11 protein-coding genes and 2 tRNA genes are annotated in these 13035 nt (G+C 67.2%); 2 read left to right on the forward strand and 11 right to left on the reverse strand.

Translation table 11 applies throughout. The annotated features are described in order from the left end of the window. The first annotated feature begins 26 nt into the window (after window positions 1-26). Window positions 27-1010 (forward strand): ABC transporter substrate-binding protein, encoded by a 984-nt coding sequence (locus KY389_RS06045; RefSeq protein WP_219829957.1) that lies wholly within the window; start codon window positions 27-29, stop codon window positions 1008-1010. 73 nt (window positions 1011-1083) lie between these two features. Here the strand turns inward: KY389_RS06045 and KY389_RS06050 are convergent, their stop codons facing one another. The 11 genes from KY389_RS06050 to KY389_RS06100 all read right to left on the reverse strand — a co-directional run bounded on the left by KY389_RS06050 (window position 1084) and on the right by KY389_RS06100 (window position 11513). Beyond that, window positions 1084-4218 (reverse strand): efflux RND transporter permease subunit, encoded by a 3135-nt coding sequence (locus KY389_RS06050; protein WP_219829958.1) that lies wholly within the window; start codon window positions 4216-4218, stop codon window positions 1084-1086. A 10-nt stretch (window positions 4219-4228) separates the two neighbouring features. After that, entirely contained in the window at window positions 4229-5440 is a 1212-nt protein-coding gene (locus KY389_RS06055) for an efflux RND transporter periplasmic adaptor subunit (RefSeq protein ID WP_219829959.1), read from the reverse strand. A gap of 187 nt (window positions 5441-5627) precedes the next feature. Then, a tRNA-Val gene (locus KY389_RS06060) sits at window positions 5628-5702 on the reverse strand. A gap of 53 nt (window positions 5703-5755) precedes the next feature. Beyond that, entirely contained in the window at window positions 5756-6328 is a 573-nt protein-coding gene (locus KY389_RS06065) for a histidine phosphatase family protein (protein WP_343222910.1), read from the reverse strand. A 32-nt stretch (window positions 6329-6360) separates the two neighbouring features. Beyond that, window positions 6361-6434: transfer RNA gene (locus KY389_RS06070), tRNA-Gly, on the reverse strand. A 42-nt stretch (window positions 6435-6476) separates the two neighbouring features. Then, on the reverse strand, window positions 6477-6899 hold the full coding sequence (locus KY389_RS06075) for a DUF1489 family protein (RefSeq protein ID WP_219830041.1): 423 nt from the start codon (window positions 6897-6899) through the stop codon (window positions 6477-6479). Between the two features lie 128 nt (window positions 6900-7027). Then, a complete protein-coding gene (tig, locus tag KY389_RS06080) occupies window positions 7028-8362 on the reverse strand; it encodes a trigger factor (protein WP_219829960.1) in 1335 nt (444 codons plus the stop codon). A 124-nt stretch (window positions 8363-8486) separates the two neighbouring features. After that, window positions 8487-9062, reverse strand: coding sequence for a phosphatase PAP2 family protein (locus tag KY389_RS06085; RefSeq protein ID WP_246587989.1), 576 nt, complete (start codon window positions 9060-9062; stop codon window positions 8487-8489). Window positions 9063-9067: 5 nt separating this feature from the next. Then, window positions 9068-9475 carry a cytochrome c family protein gene (locus KY389_RS06090; protein WP_219829961.1) on the reverse strand — a complete coding sequence of 136 codons (408 nt, stop codon included), beginning with the start codon at window positions 9473-9475 and terminating at the stop codon, window positions 9068-9070. Window positions 9476-9550: 75 nt separating this feature from the next. Continuing rightward, entirely contained in the window at window positions 9551-10219 is a 669-nt protein-coding gene (locus KY389_RS06095; RefSeq protein WP_219829962.1) for an ABC transporter ATP-binding protein, read from the reverse strand. Continuing rightward, on the reverse strand, window positions 10212-11513 hold the full coding sequence (locus KY389_RS06100; RefSeq protein WP_219829963.1) for a lipoprotein-releasing ABC transporter permease subunit: 1302 nt from the start codon (window positions 11511-11513) through the stop codon (window positions 10212-10214). The genes KY389_RS06095 and KY389_RS06100 overlap by 8 nt, the downstream gene beginning before the upstream one ends. 136 nt (window positions 11514-11649) lie before the next feature. Between KY389_RS06100 and radA the strand changes: the two genes are divergently transcribed. Continuing rightward, window positions 11650-13014, forward strand: coding sequence for a DNA repair protein RadA (gene radA / locus KY389_RS06105; protein ID WP_219829964.1), 1365 nt, complete (start codon window positions 11650-11652; stop codon window positions 13012-13014). The last annotated feature ends 21 nt before the right edge of the window (window positions 13015-13035 follow it).

Below are 13035 nucleotides of genomic sequence, written 5' to 3' on the forward strand. Positions count from 1 at the left end.
AGGCCCACCAACAGGAGAGGACGCAGATGAAACGATTGATGATTTCGGCCGCAGGGCTGGCATTGATGGCGGGGGCGGCGCAGGCCGACGATCTGACGCTGCAACTGAAATGGGTCACGCAGGCCCAGTTCGCGGGCTATTACGTCGCCCTCGATCAGGGCTTCTACGAGGAAGAGGGCCTGAACGTCACCATCCTGCCCGGCGGCCCGGATATTGCACCGACGCAGGTTCTGGCCGGTGGCGGGGCCGATGTCATCGTCGAATGGATGCCCGCAGCCCTGGCCGCGCGCGAACGCGGCCTGCCACTGGTGAACATCGCGCAGCCCTTCAAATCCTCGGGGATGATGCTGACCTGCCTCAAGGAAAGCGGCATCGAGAACCCCCAGACCGATTTCGCGGGCAAGACGCTCGGCGTCTGGTTCTCGGGGAACGAATATCCGTTCCTGTCCTGGATGAACACGCTTGGCCTCTCTACCGAGGGCGGGGCGGATGGCGTGACGGTGCTGAAACAGGGCTTCAACGTCGATCCGCTGCTGCAAAAGCAGGCCGCATGTATCAGCACGATGACCTATAACGAATACTGGCAAGTGATCGACGCGGGCATCGCCCCCGAGGATCTGGTGACTTTCCGATACGAGGATCAGGGCGTCGCCACGCTGGAAGACGGGCTTTACGTGCTGGAATCCGCGCTGGCCGATGACGCGATGGTGGACAAACTGGCGCGCTTTGTCCGCGCCAGCATGAGGGGCTGGGAATTCGCCGCCGCCAATCCCGAACAGGCCGCCGGGATCGTGCTGGAAAACGACGAGACCGGCGCACAGACGCTGGAGCATCAGACCCGCATGATGGGCGAGATCACCAAGCTGCTGGAGGGCTCGAACGGCAAGCTGGACGAGGCCGATTACCAGCGCACGGTGGACACGCTGCTGTCGGGCGGCTCGGACCCGGTCATCTCGGCTGCGCCCGAAGGCGCATTCACCACCGCCGTCACCGACCGCGCCTTCCAGTAAGGCCGCATCGGAGCGAACGAACAGGGCCGTCCCGTAGGGCGGCCCTTTTTTTTGATCCCCGGATCGCGCGGCCCTATTCGGCGGGCTGAACCGCATTGCGCTGCGACTGCCGGCGCGCCTCGGCCCGTCGTGCCGCGCGGCGCAAGCGCCGCCGCCCGTCCCAGGCCAGCAGCGTCGGCGTCAGCAGCAGCGTCACCGCCGTTGCCACGACCAGACCGCCCGCGATCCCCGTCGAAAGCTGGATCCAGAACTGCCCCGAAGGCGCCCCGAAATAGAGATCGCGCCCCGTGAAGTCGATCGTCATGCCCAGCACCATCGGCATCAGGCCGATCACCGTCGTCGTCGCGGTCAGGATCACCGGGCGGAAACGCTCGGCCGCAGCGCGGCGGGCGGCGCGGTCGGGGTCCAGCCCGTTGCCGCGATGCTCGTTATAGGCGTCGATCAGGACGATATTGTTGTTCACCACCACCCCGGCCAAAGCCATGATGCCGACGCCGCTCATCACGATGGAAAACGGCTCCTGCCGGATCATCAGGCCCAGGAACACGCCGGCGATGGAAAAGATGATCGCGGTCAGGATCAGGAAAGCCTGGTAGAAGCTGTTCATCTGGATCAGAAGGATCGTGAACATCAGGAACAGGGCCGCGAAAAAGGCGCCGACCAGGAAGGTCATTGCCTCTTGCTGGTCCTCGATCTCGCCGCCGTAATTGACCTCGACCGTGTCGGGCAGATCAAGCGCCGCGATGGCCGCGCTGATGCGCTGCAATTCGACCGCCAGCGTCGTGCCGGGCGCCAGATCGGCGGTGAGCGTCTGTGTCTCGCGAGCGCCAACGCGGGTGATGGCGGCGGGCGCGGGGGCGGGGATGATCTGGACCACGTTCGAGATGGGCACCTGCCCTGATGGCACGCTGACACGCAGATTGGCAAGGTTCTCGAAATTGCGCTGCTCGGGCGGGTAGCGCAGGGTGATGTCCACTTCGTCATCGGCGAAATCGGGCAGATAGGTGCCCAGGCTCACGCCATTGGTCAGCAACCGGACGGCGGTGCCGATCGTTTCCATGTCCACGCCGTAGCGCGCCGCTTCCTCGCGGTCCACGATCAGACGGATCTCGGGGTTGGGGCGCGGCGTGTCATTGGCGATATCGACGAAGGTGCCCGCCTCGATCATCAGCTGCTCGATCGACTCTGCGGCGGCCTGCAAGGTCGCGCGGTCGCGGGCCGAAACCTCGATCTGCACCGGACGCGAGGCCCCCGGCCCAGCCGAGGCGGCCTCGACCTGGATGCCCAGCCCCGGCAGGCTTTCGGTCAGGGCGCGCATCTCGTCCACGATCTCGTCCGACGGGCGGCGGGTCTGCCAATCGGTGAACTCGACCTGGATCTGGCCGATCACGTCCGAGGACAGGTTGCCGCGGACCCGTTCCTCGACCGAACCGATGGTGCGGGCATAGACGCTCTCGATCCCGTCCAGCCCGATCAGGCGGCGCTCGACCATCTGCACAAGCTGATCGGCCTCTTGCACGGACAGGTTGCCATTCGCGGTGATCTGCACCTGCGCCCGCTCGGCATCGGTCGAGGGGAAGAAATCCACCCCCCGACCCAGGATCGAGTAGGCGTAAAAAACCGCCAGCAATCCCAGGATCGCCAGCCCCAGCGAGGTGCCCGGCCGCGCGATGGTCCAGCCCGAGAAGCGGTTCATCACCGAAGGCACCTCGGCCTCGTCCGGCGCCAGGTTGCCGTCGCCCCCCCCGCCCAGCACCGTGCCCGCCACCGGCACGAAGATCAGCGCCATCGCCAGCGACATCAGCAATGTGGCGATCATCGTGGCGGGCAGGTAGAACATGAACTGCCCCGCCAGGCCCGGCCAGAACAGCAGCGGAAAGAACACGGCCAGCGTGGTCGCGGTCGAGGCAACAATCGGCCAGGCCATGCGCTGCGCGGCCATGCGGAAGGCGTCGAACTTGCTGTGGCCCTTGGCAATCAGCCGCTCGCCCAGTTCGACGACCACGATGGCGCCATCGACCAGCATCCCCACGACAAGGATAAGCGCGAACAGCACGATCACGTTCAGCGTGAAGCCAAGCGCCCAGATCACCAGGATGCCGCCCAGAAACGAGCCAGGGATCGCCACCGCCACCAGAAGCGATGCGCGCGTGCCCAGAAACAGCACCGTCACCAGCATCACCAGCACCACGGCGGCGATGACGTTGTTTTGCAGGTCCGACAACAGATCGCGCATCTCGACCGACTGGTCGTTCATGAAATCCACCTGAACCTGACCGGGCCAATCGGCGGTGCTGCGGGCAACTTCGGCGCGCACGGCCTCGACCGTGTCGATCACATTCGCGCCTGCGGACTTGCGCACGTCGATGGCCAAGGCGGGCTGGCCGTCGATCCGGGCATAGCTGATCGGATCCTTGAAGGTCTGGCGCACCTCGGCCAGATCCTGCACACGCAGCACGGTCGGACCGCTGACCAGAACCGGAATCGACATGATCTCGTCCAGCCGAACGACCGTGCCGGGGATGGAGACGCCCAAACGCCCCGCGCCGGTATCGAAGCTGCCCACCGCGATCAGCTGATTATTGGCCTGCACCGCCTGCGACAACTGGCCGGGCGAAATGCCATAGGTCTCCATCGCCAAGGGGTCGATCAGAACCTCAAGCTGATCGTCGCGATCGCCCGTCAGATCGGCCTGGAGCACGCCGCTGACCGTCTCGATCCGATCGGCCAGTTGCCGGCCCAGACGAATCAGCTCGCGTTCCGGCACCTGGCCCGACAAGGCAACCGTCAGGATCGGGAACATGGATATGTCAATCTCGCGCACGAAAGGACCGTCGGCGCCCGGCGGAATGTCGGGACTGGCATCGTCCACAGCATCCTTGACCGATTGCAGCGCCTTGTCCTGATCGAAACCCGGACGGAATTCCAGCTGGACCGAGGCAAAGCCCTCGCTGGCCTTGGTCGTCATGCGCCGCAGCCCCTCTAGTGCGTTGACCTGCCGTTCGATCGGCTCGGCCAGCAGCTTGGCGGCATCCTCGGCGCTGACGCCGCTATAGGTGACGTTCACGATGAAGATGGGGATGTCCACCTCGGGCATCGATTCCTTGGGAATCGTCACATAGGCATAAAAGCCCGACAGAAGCAGCGCGACCATGATCAGAACGACGGTCCGCGAACGCGAGAAAGCCGCCGCAATCATCCCGTTCATCGCCGCCCCCTCAATTGCTGGCCGAGGGCGCAGGCGCCTCGGGGTCCATCGCGCCGATCAGGGCTGCTGCCGCATCGGCTGCAGTCGGGTCAGCCCCCGTCCCGGCCCCCATCCCTGGCGCGGGTGCCGGCGCTTCGCCGCCCAGCACGTTGCGGAATTCCTCGGGCGTCTCGGACACAAGCGCCCGCTGGCCGTCCTTCAGCGCCCCTTGCGAAATCGTCACGATCTGCACCTCGTCCGGCAAGCCGGTGGCCCAGATCGCCTCGGCGCGCGCCTGCACGATCTCGATAGGCGCGAAACGCAGCGTCTCGCCGTCAGGTTCGACGATCATCACGCCGATCCGCCCGGCATCGTCCAGCCGCACCAGCGCAGGCGAGATGCGATGCGCGACCCGTTCGGCCAGCGACAGGGCGATTTCCGCCGACAGGCCCGCAGGCACGGCGCTGTCGGGGTTCGGGATCTCGATCTCGACGCGGAAGGTGCGGGTTTCGGGCGTGGCCACGGGCGAAATGAAGCTGACACGTCCCTCGGCCTCGCGTCCGCCCTGAAAGGCGACTTCGGCCCGCTGGCCGAGCGTGACCGAGGTGATCTCGTTCTGGCGCACCTCGATCTGGGCGATCAGCGGATCGTTGTTCACGATCTCAAGCACCTCGCCGCCCGCTTGCACGAAGCTGCCCACCTCGGCCAGCACATTGCTGACCGTGCCGGTGATCGGCGCGCGAAGCCGCGTATTGTCCAGTTCCAGTTCGGCCGCGCGCAGCCCCGCCCGCGCGGCCTCCAGCGCGGCAAAACGCGATTGCAGTTCGGCCTCGGATGTCACACCGCGCTCGCGCAATTGCCGCGCGGCCTCGTGATCGCGCTCGGCCGAGCGCAGTTCCGCTTCGGCCCGCGCCACGCCCGCCTGCCGGTCATCGGCCGACAGCCGCGCGATCTGGGCGCCCTGCTCGACCGTATCGCCCTGACGCACGACCTCTTCGACGATGCCCGCCGTCCGCGCCCGCAGGATCGAGGTCTGGTTCGGCACGATATTGCCATACAGAACGACACGCGGCTGGATACGTTCGGCCGTGCTGAGATGGGCCGCGACATTCGGCAGCGGTGGCTCGACACGGACGGGCGGTTCGGGCGGCGTGCGATTCAGCATCCCCCCACCGATCCACACGACCAGCAGCGCAACGATGGCCAGAAAGACGAGTGTGGACGAGGATTTCAATCGCGACATTGGCAACACTCAGGCTCGGGGCACGAAGGCCGTTGGACAGGCGCAACCGCCCCACCAGATGGCTCCCGGACCGCGCAAGCAACAGATGGACAGCCGCGGGGGCAAGGTCAACCGCCGGAACCAGATACGCGGGCGCCTTTGCGGGTCGTGCATCACGTTTGCTTGTTCAGGCCCGATCGGCCGGCGATGGTGGCCCGTGAGAGATTCGAACTCCCGACCGGCCCGGTGTAAACGGGACGCTCTACCGCTGAGCTAACGGGCCATCCGCCGGTGCGCGCATCGAACCCCAAAGCGCGGCGAATGGCAAGCCCGCGATCAGCCACGATCCTCGGGATGGCGCAGCACCTGCGCCGCCCCGCCCCGCAGCGCCAGAACCCGGCCCTGTTCCAGCGGCGCCTCGTGCAGGCGCGAACGCCCCGCCCCGGTGACCAGCGCCCAGATCATCCGCAGCGTGACCCCGTGGCTGACGATCAGCGCAGGCCCGTCCAGGCCCGCCAGGAAGCCCGCCATCCGCGCCTCGAGCGCGGCCAGTCCCTCGCCACCCGGCAGCGCGTCATACCAGCCAAGATCGCCCGCCCCGAACAGGCCCGGCCTGTCGCGTTCCAGATCGGCCAGAAGCCGCCCCGCCGCATCGCCAAGGTCGATCTCGCGCAGGGCCGGATCGCAGGTGAAGCCGCCCGGAAAGACGATTCGCGCGGTCGCCACGGCCCGCCCCTGCGGGCTGGCCAGGCGCAGCCCCGGCAAGCCCGCGACCAGCGCCGCTTGCCACGCGGCCTGCCGCAGACCTTGCGCGGTCAGCGGCGAATCAAGCGCGCCTTGCAGACGGCCCTCGGCGTTCCAGACGGTTTCGCCATGGCGCATCAGCCACAGATCGGGAAAGGCGCTCACATCGGGCCCGGCGCGTGACGGAATGGGGGGATTGGAGCGGGTGAAGGGAATCGAACCCTCGTCGTAAGCTTGGGAAGCTTCTGCTCTACCATTGAGCTACACCCGCGAACATGATCCGCGTAACCCAAGGCCCGCGCAGCGTCAAGCCTCAGCGCAGCCCCATCTCGGCCAGGGCTGCGGCCACGGCGGGCGGCAGTGGCGTCTCGGCCTCGCGCGAGGCGGGAAGGTCCGGCGGCGCATCCCTGGCCTCCAGATAGCGCCAGCCCTGGAACGGCCGGCGCGGCACGGCGGCGACCGGCACCAGCGCGCGGTCCAGAACCAGAGCGCAGCGGCGCACGCCGTCGGCACCCTCGACCGGCTCCAGCGCCAGGATACGCTGGCGGGCCAGCATCACCCCCTTGAACACCCAGTAGATCGAGCCGCCTTGCAGCAATTCGTCATCGCGCTTGGGCCACATGCGGGTGACGTGGCGTGCGGGTGCGCGACCGAAATGGCTGGCCTGCCAGGCGGCCAGATCGGCAGGGCCATCGGCCCCGACGCACAGCTTCATCAGATGCAGTGTCGCGCTCATGCCCGACAGGTAATATCCCGGGCTGCGACACTCAAGCGCCAAGCCCACCATGGCCGACGGTGATGCGAAACGGGGCTGCATCGCGTGATGCAGCCCCGCCGGTCATTCAGTCGCACAGACGGTGTGAATCAAAGCTCGTCCAGCTTCTCGACGGCCTTTTCCAGTTCTTCCCTGGTCACGGTCTTTTCCTCGACCTTGGCCAGCGAGGCAATGTGGTCGATCACCTTGTCCTCGAAGATCGGGGCGCGAAGCTGCTGCTGGGCACCCTGATTCTGCTGGATGAACTCGAAGAAAGCGCGCTCTTGACCCGGATATTGACGGGCGGCACGCAGCACGGCCTGAGTCATCTCCTGGTCGGTGACGGTCACTTCGGCCTTTTGGCCGATCTCGGCCAGCAACAGGCCCAGACGCACGCGGCGTTCGGCCAGCTTCCTGTGCTCGTCCGTGGGTTCGATGGCGCCGTGATTGTGGTCGTGAACCTCGGGATTCTCTTCGTGCCACAACTGGTGGGCGATCTGCTGCGCCTCGGCCTCGACCAGCGATTCGGGCAGCGCGAAGCTGACCGCCGCATCCAGTTGATCCAGCAAGGCCCGCTTCATCACCTGACGCGCGGCGCCGGCATATTCAGCCTCCAGACGGTCGGAGATCTGCTTCTTCAGCGCATCGAGATCCTCGGCGCCGAACTTCTTGGCCAGTTCGTCATCAATCTCGGCGGGCTTGGGAGCCTTCACGGCCTTGACCTTGCATTCAAAGACCGCGTCCTTGCCGGCCAGATGGGCCGCGCCGTATTGCTCGGGGAACTTGACCTCGACCTTGACCTCTTCATCGGCCTTGACGCCGACAAGCTGCGTCTCGAAGCCGGGGATGAAGCTGTTCGAGCCCAGAACCAGAGGGTAATCCGTAGCCTCGCCTCCCTCGAAAGCCTCGCCATCGACGAAACCCTTGAAGTCGATCACGACCTGATCGCCCTCTTTGGCTTTCGAGCCCTTGCGGCGGTCCTCGAAGCTCTGGGCCGATTTGGCCAGGTTTTCCAGCGCCTCGGTCACGGCGGCCTCTTCGGCCTCGACCTTCAGCTTTTCCAGGCTCAGCGCCGTCAGATCGACCTCGGGGATGGCGGGCAGCGCCTCGTAGCTGACATTGACGACGACATCATCGCCTTCCTTCCAGGTCTCGCCGCCCTCCATTTCGATCTTGGGTTGGGTCGCGGGACGATCGCCCGAGGTTTCCAGATGATTGCGCAGCGCGCTGTCGATGGCTTCCTGCATTGCATCGCCCAGAACGCGGGGGCCGAACCGCTTCTTCAGCATGGCCATCGGAACCTTGCCCTTGCGGAAGCCCTTCATCTCGACCTCGGGCTGGGCCTCTTTCAGCTTGGCATCGACCGTGGCCGCCAGATCGGCAGCGGGCAGTGTGAACTGGTAGCCGCGCTTGAGACCTTCGTTCCGGGTTTCCTTGACCTGCATCATCGTCCTCATGTCTGAAAGGGCCACCGGCTGCGGCGGCCTGGAAATTTGCGCCGTTCTAGTCGCGCAGGGCCCGTGCTGCAAGCAGATAGAGGACGCGCGCCCCGCCAGCCCGCTGCGCGGCCTAAAACCGCAGCCCCAGAGCGAAATCGACACCCTGCCCGCCGATCCCGAACGAGGCCGCCCCGAATCCAAGCCCGATCAACATGCCGGCGGCGACCTGCCGGCCGTCATGCTGTTCCGCGCCGATGCGGCTTAGCGCCGTGACCGCCGCCGCCCCATGGACCGCAGCACCGGCCGCGGGATCGTCGGGCCAGCACTTGCCCGCCAGATCCGCCGCGCCGAACCCCGCCGCCGCCGCATGGCCAGAGGGGAAGCCCCGCCCCCCGCCATTCGGCCGTCTCCCGATTGGCCGCCCATCGGTCAATGATTTCAGGCCCAGGACCAGCCCGGCCTGCAGAATCCCGCGCAGCGCGAAATCCTCCAGCCTGTCGTCGCGATGCGCGCAGAGCGCGGCGGCGGCGGGCAGCGCGTATTTCATCACCGTGCCGAACCGCTCAACCCCGCTTTCGGGCGCGGGAGCGGGCGCGTCGCCGTGCACCAGCCCCAGCGGCACGACCGGACCGCCTGCGACATGGACGGAATCCGCCCAACCCGCTCCTGGCAGAGCCAGCGCGATCATCAGGGCAAGGCCGCGCATGGGGCTCAGCGCTGCAAGCTCTGGACGTAATCGGCCAGCGCGACCAGCCGCGCGGGCGTGGGCACGGTCTGGCCCGATCCGTCGTCGAACATGACCTGCGGGCCCTCCAGCAGGTCCGAGAATTGCGGCATCGGGCTTTCGCTGCGGCCCATCGTGTAGCCTGCGATATGGCCCATTACCTGGGCCTTGGGAAACACCCCGCCATTGCGGCGCGTGATCAGAGTGACATCGGCGGGCACAGGCTCCATCCCCTCGGCCAGAGGCCCGCCGCCGCGCCCGTCATTGCCGTGACAGGCCGCGCAATAGGCCGCGAAATCGGCCCGCGCGCCACCCGGCCCAGCCTCGGGTGCGCAGGCCGCGACCAGCGCAGCCAGCCCCAGGCCCGCCCCCAAAGTCAGAACAAGTGCCCGCATGTCTTTTCCGCTCCTGATCCTCTGCCCGCCGCAGGATGCCCGCAAGCCCGGCCCGCGGCAAGACCGCAATCCCTCTCACACCGGCACGCCCAGCCCGATCACCCGGTCCATCCGCGCGGCCAGCGCATGGTTATGCGTGGCGATCAGGGCCGACAGGCCGGTTTCGCGCACCAGCCCCATCAGCACGTCGAAGACCCGGTCCGAGGTCTCGGGGTCCAGGTTGCCTGTCGGCTCGTCGGCCAACAGCAGAGAAGGCCGGTTCGCCAGCGCCCGGCAGAAGGCCACACGCTGCTGCTCGCCGCCCGAAAGCTGCGCGGGGCGATGATCGGCGCGATGGCTCAGGCCCACCCGCGCCAGCAGATCGTCCGCCCGCGCCCTCGCCTCGCGCGCGGCCACGCCCTCGGCCAGCTGCGGCAGCACGATATTCTCGGCAGCGCTGAATTCGGGCAGCAGATGGTGGAACTGATAGACAAAGCCCAGATCCCGCCGCCGCGCAAGCGTGCGGTCGCGGTCGGGCAGGCCGGTCATGTCGCGCCCGTTCAACAGGATGCGCCCGGTATCCGGCGTGTCCAGCAGGCCCGCAATGTGCAGCAGCGTGGACTTGCCCGCCCCCGAAGGCGCGACCAGCGCCACGACCTCGCCCCGCGCGACGCTCAGGCTCAGGCCGCGCAGAACCTCGACCGGGGCCGGGCCGCCAAGCCCATAGGTCTTGCCGACTCCCTCCAGCGCCAGAACATCACTCATACCGCAGGGCCTCCACCGGGTTCATCCGCGCCGCCCGGCGCGCGGGAAGGATCGTGACGATGAAGGACAGGGCCAGCGACAGACCGACCGCCCGCCCGATATCCCACAGCCGCAATTCGGCGGGCAGACGGTAGATGCCGCGCACCTCGGGCTGCCAGGCCCCGCCACCGGTCAGCGCGTTCAGCGCCGCCATGATGCTCTCCACGTTCAGCGCCAGCAGAACGCCCAGAACCACCCCCGCCGCCGTGCCGATCACGCCGGTGAAGGCGCCGCAGAGGAAGAAGACCCGCAACACCGAACCTTGGGTCAGGCCCATTGTGCGCAGGATGCCGATATCGCGGCCCTTGTTCTTGACCAGCATGATCAGCCCGCTGGTGATGTTCATGGACGCGATCAGCACCAGAACCGACAGGATGACGAACATCACGTCATCCTCCATGTCCAGCGCCGCCAGAAACGAACCCGAGGCGTCGCGCCAGTTCCAGACCTGCGCCCCCTCTCCGGCAGCCTCCAGCAATGGCCAGGTCCAGTCATCCACCCGTTCGGGGTCGCTGACGAAAACCTCGATCTCGTCAGCCAGGCCCTCGCGGTTGAAATAGCTCTGCGCCTCGGCCAGCGGCATGTAGATCCGCGTCCGGTCGATGTCGTAGCGCCCGGCCGAAAAGACAAGGACGACCTCATAGGCATTCACCCGCGGCGTCGTGCCAAAGGCCGTGCGTGCACCCTCGGGCGCGATCAGCCGCACCCTGTCGCCCACGCCCAGCCCCAGCTCGCGCGCGATGCCCGATCCGATGGCGATCCCCTCCTCGAAGCGCGCCAGATCGCCCCTCAAGGTTGCCGGGTCCACGATCCGCTCCATCGCCTCCAGATCAGCGCGGCTGATCCCGAAGACCTCGGCCACGTTCGAGGCGTCATTGGCACTGGCCATGACCTGACCCCTGATCACGGCGGCAGTGCGCGTGACCCCCGGCACGGCGGCCAGACGGGCGGCCATTTCTTCGTAATCGCTGATCCGGCCGGGCACGATGTAAACATCGTCGGTAAAGGCGTTCGTCACCTGCTGCGGCGCCATATGGACGGTCGTATGGGCATTCGCGCCCAGGATCGTGTCCACGAATTCAGCCCGAAACCCGGCCCGGACGGCCAGCGTCGCAATCAGCGCCATCACGCCCAGCGCGATGCCGATCAGGCTGATCCAGGTCATGACGCTGACACCGCCCTCGGCGCGGCGGGCGCGCAGATAACGCCAGGCGATCATGAATTCGAAACGCGAAAAGGGTCTGGTCGCGGGCATGGGCTCAAGCCTCTGATAACTCGCGCGGACCCTGACCCCGTGGCAGGCGAAGATCAAGCCGACAAGAGCGTGAGGGCTTCTTCGTTGCCCAAATACCCATCTTGCGACCCCTGCTGCCTGGTGCGACATAGCCCTCATGGCGAAATCCTCATCGGCCTTCACCTGCACCGCCTGCGGCGCGGCCCACAAGAAATGGGCCGGGCGCTGCGATGCCTGCGGGGAATGGAACAGCATCATCGAAGAGGCCCCCCTGTCGCAGGGTCCGGGCCGCGGCCTTGGCGCGCACAAGGGCCGCGCCGTGCCCCTGTCGAACCTCTCGACCACCGAGCCGCCGCCGCCCCGCAGCCGTTCGGGGATGGAGGAATTCGACCGGGTGCTGGGCGGCGGCCTTGTCCCTGGCTCGGCGCTGCTGGTGGGCGGCGATCCGGGCATCGGCAAGTCCACGTTGCTGCTCCAGCACGCCGCTGCCCTGTCGCGGACGGGCCGGCAGGCGATCTACTTTTCGGGCGAGGAGGCCAGCGCACAGGTCCGTATGCGCGCCATGCGGCTGGGGCTTGCCGATGCACCGATGCGGCTTGGGGCGGAAACCAACCTGCGCGACATCCTCACCACGCTCGAGGCCGAACGCCCCGACCTGGCCGTGATCGATTCGATCCAGACGCTCTGGTCCGACACGATCGAGGCCGCGCCGGGCAGCGTGGCCCAGGTCCGCGCCAGCGCGCACGAGCTTGTGACCTTCGCCAAACGCCGCGGCGTCGCCGTGATCCTCGTGGGCCATGTCACCAAGGAGGGCCAGATCGCCGGCCCCCGCGTGGTCGAGCATATGGTCGATTGCGTCCTCTATTTCGAGGGCGAGCGCGGGCATCAGTTCCGCATCCTGCGCTCGGTCAAGAACCGCTTCGGCCCCTCGGGCGAGATCGGCGTCTTCGAAATGACCGGCAGCGGCCTGGCAGAAGTCGCCAACCCCTCGGCGCTGTTTCTGTCCGAACGTGGCCAGCCCATCGCGGGCAGCGCGGTCTTTGCCGGGATCGAGGGCACCCGCCCCGTCCTGACCGAGGTGCAGGCCCTGGTCGCGCCCTCGACCCTGGCCTCGCCGCGCCGGACGGTGGTGGGCCTCGATCCGGGGCGCGTCTCGACGATTCTCGCGGTGCTGGAGGCCCGCTGCGGCATCCCCTTTGCCGGGCTCGACGTGTTCCTGAACGTGGCGGGCGGCATGAAGGTCGTCGAACCCGCCGCCGACCTTGCCATTGCGGGCGCGCTGCTTTCGGCGCGCGAGGACAGCGCCCTTCCGCCCGAGGCCGTGCTTTTCGGCGAAATCAGCCTGTCAGGCGCGCTGCGCCCCGTGGGTCAGGCGGAAAACCGGTTGAAAGAGGCGCAGAAACTTGGTTTCACACAAGCGATTTTGCCCGCGGCCCAGAAGGTCGAGGGCCAGGCCGGCATGGCGCAAAGGCGCATCGCCGATCTGACGGGATTTGTGGGCGAGGTCTTCGGCGCCGGCTGAACCGCCTGAAATGCAAGCAGA

It is taken from the genome of Paracoccus bogoriensis, assembly GCF_019431455.1.
Lineage (GTDB): Bacteria > Pseudomonadota > Alphaproteobacteria > Rhodobacterales > Rhodobacteraceae > Paracoccus > Paracoccus bogoriensis.

Coding starts and splice junctions, on each gene's coding strand:
- KY389_RS06090 (WP_219829961.1), bottom strand. CDS start 9,475: ATGCGGGCACTTGTTCTGACTTTGGGGGCGGGCCTGGGGCTGGCTGCG.
- KY389_RS06050 (WP_219829958.1), bottom strand. CDS start 4,218: ATGAACGGGATGATTGCGGCGGCTTTCTCGCGTTCGCGGACCGTCGTT.
- KY389_RS06045 (WP_219829957.1), top strand. CDS start 27: ATGAAACGATTGATGATTTCGGCCGCAGGGCTGGCATTGATGGCGGGG.
- tig (WP_219829960.1), bottom strand. CDS start 8,362: ATGCAGGTCAAGGAAACCCGGAACGAAGGTCTCAAGCGCGGCTACCAG.
- KY389_RS06075 (WP_219830041.1), bottom strand. CDS start 6,899: ATGAGCGCGACACTGCATCTGATGAAGCTGTGCGTCGGGGCCGATGGC.
- KY389_RS06055 (WP_219829959.1), bottom strand. CDS start 5,440: ATGTCGCGATTGAAATCCTCGTCCACACTCGTCTTTCTGGCCATCGTT.
- KY389_RS06085 (WP_246587989.1), bottom strand. CDS start 9,062: ATGCGCGGCCTTGCCCTGATGATCGCGCTGGCTCTGCCAGGAGCGGGT.
- KY389_RS06095 (WP_219829962.1), bottom strand. CDS start 10,219: ATGAGTGATGTTCTGGCGCTGGAGGGAGTCGGCAAGACCTATGGGCTT.
- KY389_RS06100 (WP_219829963.1), bottom strand. CDS start 11,513: ATGCCCGCGACCAGACCCTTTTCGCGTTTCGAATTCATGATCGCCTGG.
- radA (WP_219829964.1), top strand. CDS start 11,650: ATGGCGAAATCCTCATCGGCCTTCACCTGCACCGCCTGCGGCGCGGCC.